Below are 18,722 nucleotides of genomic sequence, written 5' to 3'. Positions count from 1 at the left end.
CAAAGCGTGATCGAACTTCCCTTCATGGCAGGACGGAAAGTGAGCGTGATGGGCTTGGGCAAGTCCGGCACGGCCACCGCCCGTGCGCTGATCAAAAGCGGCGCCGAGGTGGTCGCCTGGGACGACGGCGAAGCCGCCCGCGCCCAGGCGCAGGCCGAAGGCATTGCCGTGGCCGATCTGCGCGACCAGGACCTGTCCCGGTTCGATTGCCTGGTGTGGAGCCCCGGCATCCCGCACACCTTCCCCAAGCCCCATGAAGTGGCCGAGAAAGCCCGCGCCCTGGGGCTGGAGCCGGTCTGCGACGTGGAATTGCTGGCCCGCGCCCGCCCCGATGCCCGCTTTGCCGCCATCACCGGCACCAACGGCAAGTCCACCACCACGACCTTGCTGGCCCATGTGCTGAAGAATGCCGGCCGCTCCATCACCGTGGGCGGCAATCTGGGACGCCCCGCCCTGGACTTGGATGCCCTGGGCGGCGACGGCACCTATGTGCTGGAACTGTCCTCCTATCAGCTGGAACTCTGCCCCTCGCTGAAGCTGGATGTGGGCGTGCTGCTCAACATCACCCCCGACCATCTGTCGCGCCATGGCGGCATGGACGGCTATGTCGCGGCCAAGCGCCGCATCTTCGGCATGGTCCGCGATGGCGGGACGGCGGTGATCGGCATGGATGACGAATATTGCCGCGCCATCCACGACGAGCTGGTCGCCGAAGGCCGCCTGCGCGTAATGCCCGTTTCGGCCCGGAACCGGGTCAGACAGGGCGTCTCCGCCCCGGCGGGCGTGCTGTATGCGGATTGCGACGGCGAGGGCTGCGCCGCCATCGACCTGCGCGAGGTGGCCACCCTGCCCGGCCGCCACAACTGGCAGAATGCCGCCGCCGTCTACGCCGCCGCCCGCGCGCTGTCCTTGAGCCCCGGCCAGATCGGCACCGGCCTGAAGACCTATCCCGGCCTGGCGCACCGCCAGGAACTGGTCCGCGTGGTCGACGGCATCTCCTATGTCAACGACAGCAAGGCGACCAATGCCGATGCCGCCGAGAAAGCCCTGATCTGCTACGACGCCATCTACTGGATCGCGGGCGGCTTGGCCAAGGAAGGCGGCATCGAAACGCTGTCGCCCCTGTTCGGCCGCATCCGCCATGCCTTCCTGATCGGCGAGGCGGCGGAAGCCTTCGGCAAAAGCCTGGAAGGCAAGGTGCCCTTCAGCCAATGCGGCGATCTGGCGACGGCGCTGGCCCGCGCCCATGACATGGCATCGGCGGAGAAGATCCCCGGCGCGGTAGTGCTGCTGTCTCCGGCCTGCGCCTCCTGGGACCAGTTCAAGAGCTTCGAGCATCGCGGCGAAACCTTCCGCCAGCTCGTCCAGGCGCTGCCCGCCGGAAAGGAGGCGCGGGAATGAGCGTTTCCATCGGCTTCGGCCGTACCGATACGAGCATCCTCGGCGAATGGTGGTGGACGGTCGACCGCTGGCTGCTGGCGGCGCTGGCAGCCCTGATCGCCGTCGGCGCCATGCTGATCCTGGCGGCCAGCCCGGCCGTGGCCGAGCGCATCGGGGCCGACAGCTTCCATTTCGTGCGCCGCCAGTTCATGTTCCTGCCGCTGTGCATCGTGGTCATGCTGGCGGTGTCGCTGCTCAGCCCGCGCGGCGTGCGGCGGCTGGCAGCAATCGGCCTGCTGGCGGCGATCCTGCTGATGATCCTGACCCTGCTGATCGGCCCCGAGATCAAGGGCGCGACGCGCTGGATCAACATCGCGGGCATCTCGCTCCAGCCGTCAGAATTCGCCAAGCCTTTCTTCGCCGTCGTCGCCGCCTGGATGTTCGCCGAAGCCCGCGAGAGCAACGCCTTCCCCGGCAACATGATCGCCTGCGGCCTCTATGCCGTGGTTGCGTCCCTGCTGCTGCTGCAACCCGACGTGGGCATGACCCTGGTGCTGTCGGCGGTGTTCTTCGCCCAGTTCTTCCTGGCCGGGCTGCCGCTGGCCCTGGTGGTCATCTGCATCATGGCGGGCGTCGCCGGGGTGATCGGCGCCTATCAGAGCTTCCCCCACGTCGCCAGCCGCGTCGACCGCTTCCTCGATCCCAGTTCGGGCGACAGCTATCAGGTCGCCACCGCCATGCAGGCCTTCAAGAAAGGCGGCTTCTTCGGCCTGGGCCCGGGGGAAGGCCGCGTCAAGGCGGTGCTGCCCGATGCCCATACCGATTTCATCATGGCCGTGGCGGGCGAGGAATTCGGCCTGATCCTGTGCCTGGTGGTGGTCGGCCTGTTCGCCTTCATCGTGCTGCGCGGCTTCGCCCGGATGCTGCACGAGGACAATCTGTTCGTGCTGCTGGCGGGAGCGGGCCTGCTGGTCCAGTTCGGCCTGCAAGCCGTCATCAACATGGGTTCGACCTTGCATCTGATGCCGACCAAGGGCATGACCCTTCCTTTCATCTCCTACGGCGGTTCGTCGCTGCTGGCCCTGGCCATCGCCATGGGCATGGTGCTGGCGCTGTCCCGTCGCAGGTTCGGCACCGGAGGATTGCAATGACCGCCCCCCTGATCGTGCTGGCCGCCGGCGGCACCGGCGGTCACGTCTTTCCCGCCGAGGCCCTGGCCAGCGAATTGCTCGACCGCGGCTACCGCCTCGCCCTGATCACCGACCGGCGCGGCGCCGTCTATGGCGGCAAGCTGGGCAGCCTGGAAACCTGGCGCATCCGTGCCGGCGGCATCGCCGGACGCGGCCTCATGGGCCGCCTGCGCGGCGTGATCGACCTCGCCCTGGGCGGCCTGCAGGCAAGGCGCATCCTGGCCAAGCTGAAACCCGCCGTGGTGGTGGGCTTCGGCGGCTATGCCTCGGTGCCGACCATGATGGCCGCGCAAAGCTCCTTCCGCACCGTCATCCACGAGCAGAACGGCGTGCTGGGCCGGGCCAACCGCCTGATGGCCGGGCGCGTGGACCGCATCGCCACCTCCTTCGCCGAGGTCAAGCACCTGCCGGAAACGGCCCGGGACAAGGTCGTGCATGTGGGCAATCCGGTGCGCCCGGGAATCGCCGCCCTGCGCGACACCCCCTATCCGGCGCTGGGCCGCGACGGCGCCTTGCGCCTGCTGGTTCTCGGCGGCAGCCAGGGAGCCCGCGCGCTGAGCGAGGTCGTCCCCGCCGCCCTGACCGCCCTGCCCGAGGCGCTGCGCCGCCGCATCGAGATCTCGCAGCAATGCCGCCCCGAGGATATCGATCAGGTGCGGGCCGCCTATGAGGGCTCGGGCATCGCGGCGACGCTGCAAAGCTTCTTCGACGACGTGCCCCAGCGCCTGGCCGCCAGCCATCTGGTCATCGCCCGCTCGGGCGCGTCCACCGTGGCCGAGCTGACCGCCGCGGGGCGCCCCGCCATCCTGGTGCCTTATCCGCATGCCATCGACGACCATCAGACTGCCAACGCCCATGCGGTGGACGAAGTGGGCGGGGCCTGGCTGATGCCCCAGGACGCCTTCACGCCCGAAGCCCTGGCGGCCCGGCTGGAAAGCCTGTTCAGCCTGCCCCACAGCCTGGAGAAGGCGGCCGCCTGCGCCCGGCTGGCAGGCCGTCCCGACGCCGCCCAGCGCCTGGCCGATGTCGTTGCCGACCTGATCCCCGCCGATCTGCGGCCGCAGCAGCAGCAAGCCCCGCTTCCTCATGCCACGGAGATGCTTTCATGAGATCCCTGCCGCTTTCCATCGGCACCATCCATATCGTCGGCATCGGCGGCATCGGCATGAGCGGCATCGCCGAGATCATGCATAACCTGGGCTATTCGGTTCAGGGCAGCGACATGGCCGACAATGCCAATGTCAAGCGCCTGCGCGACCTGGGCATCACCATCCATATCGGCCAGGCCGCCGAAAACCTGGGCGACGCCAAGGTGGTGGTGATCTCCTCGGCGGTACGCGCCGACAATCCCGAGGTCATGGCCGCCCGCGCCAAGCTGCTGCCTGTGGTGCGCCGCGCCGAGATGCTGGCCGAGCTGATGCGCCTGAAATGGTCCGTCGCCATCGCCGGCACCCATGGCAAGACCACGACCACCAGCATGGTGGCCTCGCTGCTGGACGCCGCCGGGCTGGACCCGACCGTGATCAATGGCGGCATCATCAATGCCTGGGGCACCAATGCCCGCCTGGGCGAAGGCGAATGGATGGTGGTCGAAGCCGACGAATCCGACGGCACCTTCATCAAGATCCCGGCGACCATCGCGGTGGTCACCAATATCGATCCCGAACATCTCGACCATTGGGGCGATTTCGACCGCCTGCGCGCGGCCTTCCGCACCTTCGTCGAGAATATCCCTTTCTACGGCTTCGCCGCTTTGTGCATCGATCATCACGAGGTCCAGGCCCTGATCCCCAAGGTGCCGGACCGCAAGATCGTCACCTACGGCTTCAGCCCCCAGGCCGACATCCGCGCCACCAATCTGCGCATCGGCATGTCGGGCGCCGAATACGACGTGATCCTGACCGACCGCGTCACCGGCGAAAGCCGGACCCTGGCGGACGTGCATCTGCCCATGTATGGCGAGCACAACGTCCTGAATTCGCTGGCCGCCGTCGCCATCGCCCGGGAAATGGGCCTGACCGACGAAGTGATCCGCAAGGCCATGGCCAATTTCAGCGGCGTCAAGCGGCGCTTCACCAAGACCGGCGAATCCGGCGGCGTGACGGTGATCGACGATTACGGCCACCATCCGGTGGAGATCGCCGCCGTGCTGCGGGCCGCGCGCAGCGCCTGCCCCGGCAATGTCATCGCCGTGGTGCAGCCGCACCGCTATTCGCGCCTGAAAAGCCTGTTCGAGGATTTCTGCACCTGCTTCAACGATGCCGACATGGTCGTCGTCTCCGACGTCTATCCGGCGGGCGAGCAGCCGATCGAGGGCTATGACCGGGATGCCCTGATCAAGGGCTTGCAGGAACACGGCCACCGCCGCGTCATGGCCCTGCCCTCGCCCGAGGCCCTGCCCGAGCTGGTCAAGTCCATCGCCCGCCCCGGCGACATGGTGGTCTGCCTCGGTGCCGGCAGCGTGACCAACTGGGCCCATGCCCTGCCCGGCCAGCTCGACTCCCTGGAGGTTCTGCAGGGATGAGCCTTTTCCGCCGCTCCCGTCATCTGATCGACCGTCTGCCGCCGGTGCGCGGCCGGCTGACGGCCGACGCTTCCCTGGCCGGGGTGACCTGGTTCCAGGTGGGCGGCCCGGCCGAGGTGCTGTTCAAGCCCGCCGACCGGGATGATCTGGCTGCCTTCCTGGCCGCCAAGCCCGAAGGCGTGCCGGTGACGGTTATCGGCGTTGGCTCCAACCTTCTGGTGCGCGATGGCGGCGTGCCCGGCGTCGTGGTCCGCCTGGGCCGCGCCTTCACCGGCATCACCCCCGAGGGCGAGGAGATCGTGGCCGGGGCTTCGGCCCTCGACCTTAATGTCGCCATGGTCGCGCGCGATGCCGGTCTCGGCGGGCTGGAATTCCTCTCCGGCGTGCCCGGCACCATCGGCGGCGCGTTGCGCATGAATGCCGGGGCCTATGGCCGCGAGATCAAGGACGTCCTGGTCGAGGCCGAAATCCTGGACGCGGCGGGCAATGTCCATCGCCTGCCGCCCGAAGAGATGGACATGAGCTACCGCCATTGCGGCCTACCCGAGGACTGGATCTTCACCGCCGCCCGCCTGCGCGGCCATAAGAGCGAGCCCTCGGTCATCGCCCACCGGATGGAAGAGATCAAGGCCGCCCGCGAGGAAAGCCAGCCCATCCGCACCCGCACCGGTGGCTCGACCTTCGCCAATCCGCCCGGCCACAGCGCCTGGAAGCTGGTCGACGAGGCCGGCTGCCGGGGCCTGCGGCGCGGCGGTGCCATGGTGTCGGAAAAGCACTGCAATTTCCTGATCAATACGGGCGGTGCCACCGCCGAGGATATCGAGGAACTGGGCGAGGAAGTCCGCCGCCGCGTCTTCGAGACCAGCGGGATCGAGCTGCGGTGGGAAATCCGCCGCATCGGCGTCAAGAAGCAGGAGCAGCAGCCATGAAAAAGCGCGTCACGGTCCTGATGGGCGGCTGGTCGGCGGAGCGCGAGGTTTCGCTGAACAGCGGCAAGGCCGCCGCCAGGGCGCTGGAGGAAGCCGGCTACGAGGTGTCCGTCGTGGACCTGCAACGGGACCTCAAGTCCCTGCTGGCCGCCATCGAACAGACCCGCCCCGACGTGGTGTTCAACGCCCTGCATGGCCGCTGGGGCGAGGACGGCTGCGTGCAGGGCGTGCTCGACATCCTGGGCATCCCCTTCACCCATTCCGGCCTTCTGGCCTCGGCCGTCGCCATGGACAAGCCCACCGCCAAGCGCCTGATGGCCGCCGCCGGCCTGCCCGTGGCCGAGGACCGCGTGGTCCATCGCCGCGAGGTGCTGAACGGCGATCCCCTGCCCCGGCCCTATGTCATGAAGCCGCTGAACGAGGGATCGAGCGTCGGCGTCTACATCATCCGCGAGAACGCCCCCCTGCCCTTCAACGAATGGCCCTTCGGCGAATTCGTGATGGTCGAGACCTTCGTCCCCGGCCGCGAGATCACCGTGGCGGTGATGGGCGACAAGGCCCTGGGCGCACTGGAGATCACCTCGGATCGCGGCTTCTATGACTACGAAGCCAAATACGCCCCGGGCGGCTCGCGCCACCTGATGCCCGCGCCGCTGCCCGAAAAGGATTATGCCGAAGCCCTGCGCCTGGGCCTGGAAGCCCATCGCGCCCTGGGCTGCCGGGGCGTTTCCCGGACCGATCTGCGTTATGACGACACCGGAGACGAGCCGCGCTTCGTGGTGCTGGAGGTCAATACCCAGCCGGGCATGACCTCCACCTCTCTGGTTCCCGATATCGCCGCCCATGCCGGGATCTCCTTCCCGCAGCTGGTCGCGTGGATGGTGGAGCAGGCGACATGCGACGCGTGACAGACGACCGCCAGCCCCGCCGCTTCGGCCTGCCCCTGACGCGCGGACGCCGCCGCGTCTTGACGGCGCTCGCCTTCGCCCTGCTGGGTGGAGCCGCCTTCTGGGGCGGCGCCAAGGCCGTCTCGGACGGCGCCCTGGACGCGGTGACGGCCAGCCTGGTGGAAACCGGCGCCCAGGCCGGACTGCGGGTCGAGGAAATCTATGTGAGGGGCCGCAGCCGCACGCCGCCGGAACATCTTCTGGCCGCGTTGAACGTGCAGCGCGGCGATCCGATCCTCGGCATCGACCTGGAAGTCGCCCGCCAGCGCGTCGAAGCCCTGGGCTGGGTCGCCAGCGCCTCGATCGAGCGCCGCCTGCCCGACGAGATCGTGCTGACCCTCACCGAGCGCAATCCCATCGCCCTGTGGCAGATCGAGGGGCGCTTCATGATGGTCGACGCCGAAGGCCGCGAGATCCCCGAGGACGTGGAACTCTTCACCCATCTGCCGCTGATCGTCGGCGACGGCGCCCCGGCCCATGCCGCCGACCTGTTCGCGATGCTGGCCACCGAGCCCGACCTCGCCCAACGGGTGAAGGCCGCCGTGCGCGTGGGCGAGCGGCGCTGGAACCTGCGCCTGGACGACATCCTGGAAGGCGTGGACGTGCATCTGCCCGAGGAAGACCCGGCCGGTGCCTGGCACCGCCTGGCCGAACTGGAACGGCGGCAGAACCTGCTGTCGCGCGACATCGTGGCGGTGGACCTGCGCCTGCCCGACCGGCTGGTGCTGCGCGCCGGCAGCCCCGACGCCCATCCTACCGCCATCCGCAACAGAAAAAGTGCTCCCGGCAAGGAAGCCTGAGGACTAAGGAAGCCACGACGTGCGTAACGGTCTGATCGCAGCTCTGGATGTGGGAACCACCAAGGTGGCGTGTTTCATCGCGCATGCCGAGGAGGATGGCGGCCTGCGTGTGCTGGGGATCGGCCACCAGATTTCGCGCGGCATCCGCAGCGGCGCCGTGGTCGACATGGAAGAGGCCGAGACCTCGATCCGCGCCGCCGTCGATGCCGCCGAGAAGATGGCCGACGAACGCATCCGCGAAGTGGTGGTCAACATCTCGGGCGGGCAGCCGACCTCCCATCCCGTGCAGGTGGAAATCGCCCTGCCCGGCCAGCAGATCGGCGAGTCGGAAATCCGCCGCATGCTCGACCACGGCCGCCACCATTCCCTGGCCCCCGACCGCGAGTTGCTGCATTCCATCCCCATGGACTTCATCGTCGACGGCAATGAAGGCATCCGCGATCCGCGCGGCATGTATGGCGACCGCCTGGGAGTCTCGATCCACCTGATCGATGCCGCCACCGGCCCGGTGCGCAACCTGACCACGGTGGTCAATCACTGCCATCTCGATGTCGAGGCCCGCGTCGCCTCGCCCTATGCCTCGGCCCTGTCCTGCCTGGTCGAGGACGAGAAGGACCTGGGCGTGACCCTGATCGACATGGGCGGCGGCACCACCTCGATCGCCGTCTTCGTGCAGGGCCAGTTGCACCATATCGACGTCATCCCGGTTGGCGGCAACCATGTCACCAACGACATCGCGCGCGGCCTGTCCACGCCGCTGGTTCATGCCGAACGCATGAAGACCCTCTACGGCAGTTGCATGCCCTCGCCCTCGGACGAGCGCGAATTGCTGAAAGTGCCGCTGGTCGGCGAGGAAGACGATTCCTCGGGCAATCAGGTCGCCCGCTCGATGCTGGTGCAGATCATCCGCCCCCGCCTGGAAGAAACCTTCGAACTAGTGCGTTCCCATCTCCAGGCCAAGGGCTTCGACAAGCTGGCGGGCCGCCGCGTCGTGCTGACCGGCGGCGCCAGCCAGATGCAGGGCGTGCGCGACCTCGCCGCCCTGATCCTCGACAAGCAGGTGCGCATGGGCCGCCCGGTGGGCCTGACCGGGCTGACCGAATCCACCAGCGGCCCGGCCTTCGCCACCTGCGCCGGACTCTTACGCCACGCGGCGCTGACCCCCAAGACGGCGCCGGTGAAGACTATGCGAAACAGCAGCCGCCCCTCCGGCAAGCTTGGCCGGATCGGGTCGTGGCTGAAGGAACACTTCTGAAGATGAATTGCGTCGGGACGGCGCCACGGAATTTAGCGCGGAGGGACTAGAACATGAGCATCACCTTTCTGCCGGAGAGGGGCCCGGAACTGAAGCCCCGCATCACGGTCGTAGGCGTCGGCGGTGCCGGCGGCAACGCCGTCAACAACATGATCATGTCGCATCTGGAAGGGGTGGAGTTCGTCGTCGCCAACACCGACGCCCAGTCCCTGGCCCAGTCGCGCACTGAACGCCGCATCCAGCTCGGCACCGGGGTCACGCAAGGCCTGGGCGCCGGCTCGCGTCCCGATATCGGCCGGGCCGCCGCCGAGGAAAGCCTGGAAGAGATCATGACGCATCTCCAGGGCTGCAACATGGTCTTCATCACCGCCGGCATGGGCGGCGGCACCGGCACCGGCGCCGCCCCCGTGATCGCCCGTGCGGCGCGCGAGATGGGCATCCTGACCGTCGGCGTGGTCACCAAGCCCTTCTCCTTCGAAGGCCATCGCCGCATGCGTTCGGCCGAGGCGGGCATCGAGGAATTGCAGCAATTCGTCGATACGCTGATCGTCATTCCGAACCAGAACCTGTTCCGCATCGCCACCGAGCGCACCACCTTCGCCGATGCCTTCAAGATGGCCGACGACGTGTTGCAGCAGGGCGTGCGCGGCGTGACCGATCTGATGGTGATGCCCGGCCTGATCAATCTCGACTTCGCCGACGTGCGCGCGGTGATGAGCGAGATGGGCAAGGCCATGATGGGCACCGGCGAGGCCTCGGGCGACAACCGCGCCGTCGATGCCGCCGAAGCCGCCATCTCCAACCCGCTGCTCGACGACACCTCGATGAAGGGTGCGCGCGGCGTCCTGATCAACATCACCGGCGGCCCGGACATGACCCTGTTCGAGGTCGACGAAGCGGCCAACCATATCCGCGATCAGGTCGACCCCGACGCCAACATCATCTTCGGCTCGATCTTCGACGACAGCCTGGAAGGCCGCATCCGCATTTCCGTGGTGGCCACCGGCATCCAGGCGGAAGTCCAGCAGCAGCGCCCGGTCCAGGTCGCTGCCGTGGAAGAACAGCCCGCGCAGCCTGCCGCCGCCACGGTCCGCACGCCGATCTTCTCCGGCCAGCCGGCCCTGCGCCCGATGCCCGCCGCGACGACCCAGCCCGCCGAGCCGGCCCTGGCCGAAGACTCCCTGGTTGCCGCCGAGACCGAACAGGCCACCAGCGAAAGCTTCGCCGCCCTGCGCGCCGAGGTCCAGCAACAGGGCCTGCAGCCGCAAATCGCTGTCTCGCAGCCCGCCGAACCGGCGATGCCGCGCAACACCTATATCCCCGAGGCGCCGGTCAGCGCCCCGGCGGCGGCTCCGGTCCATGCCTATCCGACCCCGGCGACGCCCGTCGCCCAGCGTCCGGTCGGGCAGACCGAAGGCGAGCGCCGCGCGCCGAGCCTGTTCGAACGGGTCGCCGCCACCGTGCGCCGCGGCACCGGCGTCGGCTATCCGTCGGCGAGCACCGCTCCGCAACCGGCGGCCCCGCAGGCCCAACCGCAGCCCCAGCAGCCGCAGATCGGCCAGTCCTATGCGCCCCAGCCGCAGCCGCTGGCCGCCCAGCGCCCGGCCGAACCGGCGGCTCCACGCCCGGCCCAACCGGCGTCCCAGGGCCTGTCGGTCAACCAGGCTGACCGCACCCCCACCAGCCGGGGCGACGACCTGGACATCCCGGCCTTCCTGCGCCGCCAGGCCAATTAAACCCGGCTCTTCATCCTAATCCCTTGCGCATAGGGTCCGACCAAAAGGGTCGGACCCTTTCCCTTTCAAGAACCCCATACGGCGTAACAATTGGTAACAATCCTTGATTTGTGGCACTGCACCACGATTGATACATTTGGACCATGAAATGAAGGCGTTACGCGACGCGCCGGCAGTAAAAAGCGAAGGTACTTCCATGGTCATGATCGGACGCCTCCCCACCCCGGATATCCAAGCGGTTTCCTCTGAGAAGGTCCGTCCGCAGCGCCAGCACACGCTGAAATCGGCCATCACCTGCAAGGGTGTGGGCCTGCATTCCGGCGCCAAGATCACCATGACCCTGCGTCCCGGCGAAGCCAATAGCGGCATCGTCTTCCGCCGCGTCGACATTCCCGGCAAGGGCGCGCTGATCCCCGCCCATTGGGCCAGCGTTTCCGATACCCGCATGAATACCTGCATCAGCAACGATCAGGGCGTCGGCGTGAAGACCATCGAACATCTGATGGCCGCGCTGGCCGGCATGGGCATCGACAATGCCGAGATCGACATCAACGGCGAGGAAGTGCCGGTGATGGACGGCTCCGCCGCGCCCTTCCTGTTCCTGATCGAATGCGCCGGCGTGGTCGAGCAGGACGCCCCGCGCCGCGCCATCCGCGTGCTCAAGCCGGTGGTCGTCACCGACGGCGACAAGATGGCCTCCCTGATGCCGTCCGACAGCTTCTCGGTGCGTTTCGAGATCGACTTCTCCTCGAACGCCATCAACCGCCAGGAATGCGCCCTCGATCTTTCCGAAGGGGCGTTCAAGGCCGAGATCAGCCGCGCCCGTACCTTCGGCTTCGAACAGGAAGTCTCGGCGCTGCGCTCGATGGGGCTGGCGCGCGGCGGCTCGCTGGACAATGCCGTGGTCATTTCCAGCGACGGCGAGCGTGTCCTCAACGAGGAAGGCCTGCGCTATGACGACGAATTCGTCCGCCATAAGATCCTTGATGCCGTCGGCGACCTCTATCTCGCCGGGGCGCCGCTCCTCGGCCATTTCCACGGCATCCGTTCGGGCCATGCCCTGAACAACCGCTTGCTGCGGGCCCTGTTCGCCGATGATCAGGCCTGGGAATGGGCCGATGCCGGCGAGGAGGAAGGCCGGGCGCTCGCCGCGAAAGCGATGCCGGAAGCCCTGCCTTTGGCCGCGAACGGCTGAGTCGGCAAGACATTGACCTAAAGGGTGGCTTTTCCTGCCCTCGCCGGTATGTCAATCTCTTCGAGAAGTGCTATAGTCGCGCCGCTGGGGGTGGAACCCCCGGCGGTTTTTTTGACAGCGACCCTCGCCAGCGGATGAGCATGACACGTCCTTTCCTCCCGTCTGCCGGGCGCCTGCGCGCCATGTCCCTTGCCGCCCTGCTCGTGCTGGGTGGCTGTGCTTCCTCGCCCGAAGACACCTATGTCGAGCAACCGGTCGAACAGCTTTACAACCAGGCGATGGATTACCTGGAGAATCGCGAGTTCGAACGCGCCGCCAAGGCTTTCGAGGAAGTCGAGCGCCAGCACCCCTATTCCCTCTGGGCCACCAAGGCCCAATTGATGGGCGCCTATGCGTTGTACGAGCGCAGCCAGTATGACGAAGCCATCATCGCGCTCGACCGCTTCATCCAGCTGCATCCGGGCAACCGCGACGTCGATTACGCCTATTACCTGAAGGCGCTCAGCTATTACGAGCAGATCGCCGATGTGGGCCGCGACCAGAAGATGACCGAGAACGCGCTGAAGACGCTGCAAGAGGTGGTGGACCGCTTCCCCAACTCGCAATATGCCCGCGATGCGCGCCTGAAGATCGACCTCGCCCGCGACCATCTGGCGGGTAAGGAAATGAATGTGGGGCGCTATTACCTGCGCCGGGGCCAGTATCTGGCGGCCATCAACCGCTTCCGCAACGTGGTCGATCACTACCAGACCACCAGCCACGTGCCCGAGGCCCTGCACCGCCTGATCGAAGCCTATACCGCCCTGGGTCTGGAGAAGGAAGCCATGCAGGCCGCCGCCGTGCTGGGCCATAACTATCCCGGCAGCGAATGGTATGTGGATTCCTACGGCCTCGTCACCGAGGGCGAGGCGCCGGGCGCCGCCAGGACTGGCTGGTTCAGGTCGCTGTTCTAACCACCACCGGAACGACCATGCTGCTCAGCCTGTCCATCCGCGACGTCGTGCTGATCGAAAAGCTCGACATCGCCTTCCGCGCCGGGCTTTCGGTCCTGACCGGGGAAACCGGCGCCGGCAAGTCGATCCTTCTGGATTCGCTGGGTCTGGCCCTCGGCGCGCGCGCAGATAGCGGACTCGTCCGCAAGGGGGCCAGTCAGCTTTCCGTCACCGCCGAGTTCGACCTGCCGCCGAACCATCCCGTCCGCGCCATCCTGGACGAACAGGGAATCGAGGCCGAGGACATGCTGGTGGTGCGCCGCACGGTCGGCACCGACGGCCGCTCGCGCGCCTGGGTCAACGACCAGGCCGCCAGCATCGGTCTTTTGCGCCGCATCGGCGAGGAACTGGTGGAGATCCACGGCCAGTTCGACGCCCATGGCATGATGGATTCCGCGACCCACGGCCCCGTCCTCGACGCCTTCGGCGGGTTGAACGAGGATGTGGCCGCCTTGCGCGGCGCCTTCCGCGCCTGGCGCGAGTCCCGCGACCGCCGCGAACAGGCCGAGGCCGAGCTGGCCCGTGCCCGCCTGGAAGAGGAAAGCCTGCGCTTCGCCCTGGACGAGCTCGAGACGCTCGACCCCAAGCCTGGCGAGGAAGAGGAACTGGCCGAACGCCGTTCGGTGATGATGCATGGCGAGAAGCTGCTCGAAGGCATGAATGCCGCCTTCGCCGCCCTGACCCAGAAAGGCGACGTGGAAGGCAGCCTGCGGTCGGCCATGCGGGCCCTGGAACGCATCGCCGACAAGGCCGAAGGACGCCTCGAAAGCGTCATCGCCGCCCTGGACCGTGCCGCCGTCGAAGCCGCCGAGGCCACCAACCTGCTGGAAAAAGCCTCCAGCGAGATCGACCTCGACCCGCGCCACCTGGAACAGGTGGAGGAACGCCTCTTCGCGCTGCGCTCCTGCGCCCGCAAGCACGGCACCGACGTCGATTCCCTGCCGCTTCTGCGCGACGATCTGGCCCGCCAGCTGCGTGCCCTGGAAGGCGGCGGCGAGGATATCGCCCGGCTGCGGCGCGAGGAACAGGCCGCCCGCGAAGCCTATCTGGAAGCCGCCCGCGCCCTCTCCCGCGCCCGGACCAAGGCCGCCAAGGACCTGGACAAGGCGGTCAACGGCGAGTTGAAGCCGCTGAAGCTGGACAAGGCCGATTTCCGTACCCGGGTGGAAAGCCTCGACGAAAGCCAGTGGGGCGAGACCGGACTGGACCGTGTCGCCTTCGAGGTCTCGACCAATCCCGGCGCCCCCCATGGGCCCCTGGGCAAGATCGCCTCGGGCGGTGAGTTGTCGCGCTTCATGCTGGCCCTGAAAGTGGTGCTGGCCCGCGTCGGCCATGCCGGTACCATGGTCTTCGACGAAGTGGACAGCGGCATCGGTGGCGCCACCGCCGCCGCCGTCGGCGAACGCCTAGCCCGCCTTGCCACCGACCTGCAGGTCCTGGTCGTCACCCACTCGCCGCAGGTCGCCGCCCTGGGCAGCCATCACTGGCGCGTCGCCAAGGCCGAAGTCGAAAAAGGCAAGGTCGTCACCCGCATCGAAGCCCTCTCCGACGACGAGCGGCGCGAGGAAGTGGCCCGCATGCTGGCCGGCGCCCAGATCACCGACGAAGCCCGCGCCGCCGCCGCCAGCCTGATGGTGCGGATGTAGGCCCCAAGCCGCCCGGCCAAAATCGTCACCCCCGCGAAAGCGGGGGTCCATCTTTCGGCTTACAGGGATGTGAAGCCTTCAATGCAGATGCTGCGACACCATGGATTCCCGCTTTCGCGGGAATGACGATGTAAAAGAATTTTCTTGGCCTGCCGGAGCAGCAACCTGCTGTAATTTCATCCGTGTCCCGAATAAAACCTGCCTCCTTGTTTCTCAAAGCTGCGATCTCATGACCACCGCCACCATTCCCGTCGAAGACCTTACCCTCGAACAGGCCCAAGCCGAGCTGGAACGGCTGGCGGCCGAGATCGGGCGCCATGACATCGCTTATCATGCCAAGGACGCGCCGCTGATCTCGGATGCGGAATACGACGCGCTGAAGCGGCGCAACCTCGCCATCGAGGCCCGCTATCCCGAACTGATCCGCGAGGATTCGCCCAGCCGCCGCGTCGGCGCGCCGCCCGCCGAGGGTTTCCGCAAGCATCGTCATGCCGTGCCCATGCTGTCGCTGGGCAATGCCTTCGAGGACGAGGACGTGCGCGACTTCGCCCGCTCCATCCGCGATTTCCTGAAGCTGGACGCGGAAACCGAGCTGTGCTTCGTCGGCGAGCCCAAGATCGACGGCCTGTCGGCCAGCCTGCGCTACGAGAATGGCCGCTTCGTCATCGGCGCCACGCGCGGCGACGGCACGGAAGGCGAGGACGTCACCGCCAATCTGCGCACGCTGAAGGACGTTCCCGAACGCCTGGAAGGCCCGGTTCCCGCCGTGCTGGAAGTGCGCGGCGAGGTCTATATGAGCAAGGCCGACTTCCTGGCCCTGAACGAGGCGCGCGCCGCCGCCGGCCTGCCGCTTTTCGCCAACCCGCGCAATGCCGCCGCCGGGTCCCTGCGCCAGCTCGATCCCAAGATCACCGCCGAACGCCCCTTGCGCTTCTTCGCCTATGCCTGGGGCGAGGTCTCGGAAAGCATCGCCGACACGCAATGGGGTTTCATCGAACGGCTGCAGGCCCTGGGCTTCCACACCAATCCCTTGGCCCGCCGCTGCACCGACGAGGAATCGTTGCTGGCCCTGTACCGCGAGGTGGGCGAGAAGCGCGCTTCCCTCGATTACGACATCGACGGCGTGGTCTACAAGGTGGACCGCATCGACTGGCAACAGCGCCTGGGCTTCCGCTCGCGCACGCCGCGCTGGGCCATCGCCCATAAATTCCCCGCCGAACAGGCCATGACGACGCTGAAGGACATCATCGTCCAGGTCGGCCGCACGGGCGCCCTGACGCCGGTGGCGATCCTGGAGCCGGTCAATGTCGGCGGCGTGGTGGTCGGGCGCGCCACCCTGCACAACGAAGACGAAATCGCCCGCAAGGACGTGCGCATCGGCGATACCGTCATCGTCCAGCGCGCCGGCGACGTGATCCCGCAGATCGTCGGCCCCGTCATCGAGAAACGGCCCGAAGGCGCCACGCCCTATGTCTTCCCCACGACCTGCCCGGAATGCGGCTCCCATGCCGAACGGGCCGAAGGGGAAGTCGCGCGGCGCTGCATGGGCGGCCTGACCTGCCCGGCCCAGGCCCGCGAGCGGCTGAAGCATTTCGTCTCGCGCGATGCCTTCGACATCGACGGGCTGGGCGAGAAGAATGTCGATTTCTTCTGGGAGAAGGAGATGATCCGCAGCCCGGTCGACATCTTCACGCTGCAGGAACGCGACCAGGCCGATCCCTTCCGCAAGATCAAGAATTTCGACGGCTGGGGCGACAAGAAGGTCAAGAAGCTGTTCGACGGCATCGAGGCCCGCCGCTATATCGGCCTCGACCGCTTCATCTTCGCCCTGGGTATTCCCCAGATCGGCCAGGCCACCGCCCGCCTGCTGGCCCAGCGCTATCACAGCCTGGACAACTGGAAATCCCAGATGGCCGCCGCCCAGGATCGGGATTCCGAGGCCTATGCAGAATTGCTGGCGATCAACGGCATCGGCAAGAGTATGGCCGAGGACATGCTGCGCTTCTTCGCCGAGCCCCATAACCTGGACATCCTGACGAAGCTGGAAGAACAGTTGCAGGTCGAGGATTTCGCCCTGACCGTGAGCGAATCCCCCGTCACCGGCAAGACCGTCGTCTTCACCGGCACGCTGGAAACCATGACCCGCGACGAAGCCAAGGCCCGCGCCCAAAGCCTGGGCGCCAAGGTATCCGGCTCCGTCTCGGGCAAGACCGATTACCTGATCGCCGGTGCCGACGCGGGGTCGAAAGCCAGAAAAGCACAGGAACTGGGGGTTACGGTGCTGAGCGAGCAGGAGTGGCTGGAACTGATCGGTGGGTAAGATTGCTTCCTGAGGCGGACTGGCTTACCTTCGGGTCTTTATGCTGCGGCAGGTAGATGGTTAACCTGAGTCCTTATCTGGGAGAGTCGTCAGACGAGACCCCGACAGCGCCCCCGCCCCGGCGGGAATCGGCGGCGCTCGCCCTGTTGCGGCAATTCCTCGCCAGCCTGCGCTCGACCAAGCCCGCCGCACCGGCCCAGGCCGCCACCTTGTCGGTTCTGGTCTGTCCGCTCAACAACGACGTGGAAGGCCAGGCCGCCACCAGCATCGCCGCCACCTTGGCCGGTTTCGAGGGCTTCAGCGTCCGACAGGGCGGCAAGGCGCTGAGCGTCTCGAATGTCAGGGAATTGAGCGCCTTGGCGGCGGCGGCCATGAATGCCCGGCATCTGGCGGCGGAAGAACGGGCCGATGTGCTGGTCTGGGGCGATGTGATCAATGACGGCGAATCGGCCATCCTGCGCTTCGCCGCCCCGGCCCTGCCCGAGGACGACCGTCCCGCGCCCTTCACGCCCGCCACCTGCCTGGACCTGCCGGGCGAGTTGAGCGATCCGCTGAAGCAGATGCTCTTCGCCACCATCCTGACCGCCGCCGAGCCCCAGGACGAGGCCCGCCGCCAACGCCAGCGCGAATTGCTGCCGCCGCTGGCCCAGGCCGTGACTCCCCTGGTCCAGCGTCCGCCCATGGACCTGAACATGGCCCAGCAGCGCAGCCTGCTGACCTGCTATGGCCATATCTCGGCCCTGATGAGCCTGATCGAGCCCAAGGGCGATTGGATCGACCGGGCCGTGACCGTCTTCGGCGCCGCCGTCAAGCGCATGGGCCGCCAGGACCCGCCGGTGGACGGCCAGATGCTGGAGAAATCCACGGCCTCCGCGCTGATGGCGAAGGCCGACCGCAGCAAGCAGCCCAATCACTACGAAGACGCCATCGCCGCCTATCGCCGCGTGCTGGAAAACCTGCCGCGCACCGCCATGCCGGCGGAATGGGCGGCCATGCAGAACCGCCTGGGCCTCGCCCTCTACCGCCTTGACCTGCAGACCGGCCGCACGGAATTGCTGAAGGAAGCCTTCGTCGCCTTCCAGTCGGCCCTGCAAGTCCATACGCGCGCCGAATCGCCCCAGCGCTGGGCAGAGGTAATGCACAACCTGGCCCTCGCCCTGGAAGTCTATGGCGACCAGATGAAAAGCCCCGACGTGCTGGAGAAGGCCATCGAGGCCTGCCGCCTGGTGGCCGAAGTCCGCTCGCGCGAAAGCAATCCGGTAGCCTGGGCGGCCGTGATGAACACGCTGGGCAGCGCGCTTTTCCTGCTGGACAAGCATTCCAAGGGCAGCGAGCATCTGGACGAAGCCGCCGACGCCCTGCGCCAGGCCGCCGAGATCTACACCGCCCTGGGCGCCCGCCGCCCCGCCGCCGTGGCCCAACGTAATCTCGCCCATGTGGAACGGCTGCTGGAAAGCCGCCGCGAGCGCGAGCAGAAGATCCCCGATCCCCACTGGGCCTTCATCGAGGACGAACACGAGGCACCCCCATCCTTGCCACCGGCCGAGGAACAAACCGCCCCAGCCGCCGCCTTGGACGCGGAAGGCATTCCCCTGCCCCGCGTGAAGGGCAAATTCGGACATGACGAAGGGGCCTAGCCCCCTGTGCCGGATATCTCCGCCCCTAATTCGTCATTCGCTGGGGTCTTGTCCGGTTAATCCTTTTCCCATAGCATCCCCTCTGGGATGAGGCTTACCACCAGAGGTGACTGCTAGGGCATCTTCCTTGGGGATAGCCGCGTGCAATACCTTGCCGCTCGGCCGGATATT

At 67.3% G+C, this 18,722-nt stretch carries 14 protein-coding genes; all 14 read left to right on the top strand.

Going from position 1 to position 18,722, the window contains the following annotated elements; all coding sequences use genetic code 11:
* Positions 1 to 6: 6 nt before the first annotated feature.
* The 14 genes from murD to EPD66_RS11820 all read left to right on the top strand — a co-directional run bounded on the left by murD (position 7) and on the right by EPD66_RS11820 (position 18,551).
* Complete coding sequence (gene murD / locus EPD66_RS11885) at positions 7 to 1,401, top strand: UDP-N-acetylmuramoyl-L-alanine--D-glutamate ligase (protein WP_142848732.1); 1,395 nt, start codon at positions 7 to 9, stop codon at positions 1,399 to 1,401.
* Entirely contained in the window at positions 1,398 to 2,531 is a 1,134-nt protein-coding gene (gene ftsW / locus EPD66_RS11880) for a putative lipid II flippase FtsW (protein ID WP_142848731.1), read from the top strand. Before murD ends, ftsW begins: the two co-directional genes overlap by 4 nt.
* Positions 2,528 to 3,679: an undecaprenyldiphospho-muramoylpentapeptide beta-N-acetylglucosaminyltransferase gene (gene murG / locus EPD66_RS11875; RefSeq protein WP_142848730.1), complete on the top strand. Its 1,152-nt coding sequence runs from the start codon at positions 2,528 to 2,530 to the stop codon at positions 3,677 to 3,679. The genes ftsW and murG overlap by 4 nt, the downstream gene beginning before the upstream one ends.
* Positions 3,676 to 5,094: a UDP-N-acetylmuramate--L-alanine ligase gene (murC, locus tag EPD66_RS11870; protein ID WP_142848729.1), complete on the top strand. Its 1,419-nt coding sequence runs from the start codon at positions 3,676 to 3,678 to the stop codon at positions 5,092 to 5,094. Before murG ends, murC begins: the two co-directional genes overlap by 4 nt.
* On the top strand, positions 5,091 to 6,023 hold the full coding sequence (gene murB / locus EPD66_RS11865) for a UDP-N-acetylmuramate dehydrogenase (protein ID WP_142848728.1): 933 nt from the start codon (positions 5,091 to 5,093) through the stop codon (positions 6,021 to 6,023). Before murC ends, murB begins: the two co-directional genes overlap by 4 nt.
* Positions 6,020 to 6,931, top strand: a complete 912-nt coding sequence (locus EPD66_RS11860; protein ID WP_142848727.1) for a D-alanine--D-alanine ligase — start codon at positions 6,020 to 6,022, stop codon at positions 6,929 to 6,931. The genes murB and EPD66_RS11860 overlap by 4 nt, the downstream gene beginning before the upstream one ends.
* Positions 6,919 to 7,770 (top strand): cell division protein FtsQ/DivIB, encoded by an 852-nt coding sequence (locus tag EPD66_RS11855; protein ID WP_142848726.1) that lies wholly within the window; start codon positions 6,919 to 6,921, stop codon positions 7,768 to 7,770. Before EPD66_RS11860 ends, EPD66_RS11855 begins: the two co-directional genes overlap by 13 nt.
* Before the next feature lie 19 nt (positions 7,771 to 7,789).
* Positions 7,790 to 9,025, top strand: a complete 1,236-nt coding sequence (gene ftsA, locus EPD66_RS11850; protein WP_142848725.1) for a cell division protein FtsA — start codon at positions 7,790 to 7,792, stop codon at positions 9,023 to 9,025.
* A 53-nt stretch (positions 9,026 to 9,078) separates the two neighbouring features.
* The gene (gene ftsZ / locus EPD66_RS11845; protein WP_142848724.1) at positions 9,079 to 10,761 is read left to right on the top strand and encodes a cell division protein FtsZ; all 1,683 of its coding nucleotides are present in this window, start codon (positions 9,079 to 9,081) and stop codon (positions 10,759 to 10,761) included.
* Positions 10,762 to 10,963: 202 nt separating this feature from the next.
* Positions 10,964 to 11,956, top strand: coding sequence for a UDP-3-O-acyl-N-acetylglucosamine deacetylase (gene lpxC / locus EPD66_RS11840; RefSeq protein WP_142848825.1), 993 nt, complete (start codon positions 10,964 to 10,966; stop codon positions 11,954 to 11,956).
* A gap of 140 nt (positions 11,957 to 12,096) precedes the next feature.
* Positions 12,097 to 12,909 (top strand): outer membrane protein assembly factor BamD, encoded by an 813-nt coding sequence (locus EPD66_RS11835; RefSeq protein WP_142848723.1) that lies wholly within the window; start codon positions 12,097 to 12,099, stop codon positions 12,907 to 12,909.
* A gap of 17 nt (positions 12,910 to 12,926) precedes the next feature.
* Positions 12,927 to 14,594: a DNA repair protein RecN gene (recN, locus tag EPD66_RS11830; RefSeq protein WP_142848722.1), complete on the top strand. Its 1,668-nt coding sequence runs from the start codon at positions 12,927 to 12,929 to the stop codon at positions 14,592 to 14,594.
* Positions 14,595 to 14,823: 229 nt separating this feature from the next.
* Positions 14,824 to 16,914 (top strand): NAD-dependent DNA ligase LigA, encoded by a 2,091-nt coding sequence (gene ligA / locus EPD66_RS11825; protein ID WP_142848721.1) that lies wholly within the window; start codon positions 14,824 to 14,826, stop codon positions 16,912 to 16,914.
* Between the two features lie 56 nt (positions 16,915 to 16,970).
* Complete coding sequence (locus EPD66_RS11820; protein ID WP_142848720.1) at positions 16,971 to 18,551, top strand: hypothetical protein; 1,581 nt, start codon at positions 16,971 to 16,973, stop codon at positions 18,549 to 18,551.
* Positions 18,552 to 18,722: the final 171 nt, after the last annotated feature.

The sequence above is a fragment of the Telmatospirillum sp. J64-1 genome (assembly GCF_006980715.1).
Lineage (GTDB): Bacteria > Pseudomonadota > Alphaproteobacteria > Rhodospirillales > Magnetospirillaceae > Oleiliquidispirillum > Oleiliquidispirillum nitrogeniifigens.
This window is presented reverse-complemented; position numbering and strand designations above follow the sequence as displayed.

Coding starts and splice junctions, on each gene's coding strand:
- ftsW (WP_142848731.1), top strand. CDS start 1,398: ATGAGCGTTTCCATCGGCTTCGGCCGTACCGATACGAGCATCCTCGGC.
- murG (WP_142848730.1), top strand. CDS start 2,528: ATGACCGCCCCCCTGATCGTGCTGGCCGCCGGCGGCACCGGCGGTCAC.
- murC (WP_142848729.1), top strand. CDS start 3,676: ATGAGATCCCTGCCGCTTTCCATCGGCACCATCCATATCGTCGGCATC.
- murB (WP_142848728.1), top strand. CDS start 5,091: ATGAGCCTTTTCCGCCGCTCCCGTCATCTGATCGACCGTCTGCCGCCG.
- EPD66_RS11860 (WP_142848727.1), top strand. CDS start 6,020: ATGAAAAAGCGCGTCACGGTCCTGATGGGCGGCTGGTCGGCGGAGCGC.
- EPD66_RS11855 (WP_142848726.1), top strand. CDS start 6,919: ATGCGACGCGTGACAGACGACCGCCAGCCCCGCCGCTTCGGCCTGCCC.
- ftsZ (WP_142848724.1), top strand. CDS start 9,079: ATGAGCATCACCTTTCTGCCGGAGAGGGGCCCGGAACTGAAGCCCCGC.
- lpxC (WP_142848825.1), top strand. CDS start 10,964: ATGATCGGACGCCTCCCCACCCCGGATATCCAAGCGGTTTCCTCTGAG.
- EPD66_RS11835 (WP_142848723.1), top strand. CDS start 12,097: ATGACACGTCCTTTCCTCCCGTCTGCCGGGCGCCTGCGCGCCATGTCC.
- recN (WP_142848722.1), top strand. CDS start 12,927: ATGCTGCTCAGCCTGTCCATCCGCGACGTCGTGCTGATCGAAAAGCTC.
- ligA (WP_142848721.1), top strand. CDS start 14,824: ATGACCACCGCCACCATTCCCGTCGAAGACCTTACCCTCGAACAGGCC.
- EPD66_RS11820 (WP_142848720.1), top strand. CDS start 16,971: ATGGTTAACCTGAGTCCTTATCTGGGAGAGTCGTCAGACGAGACCCCG.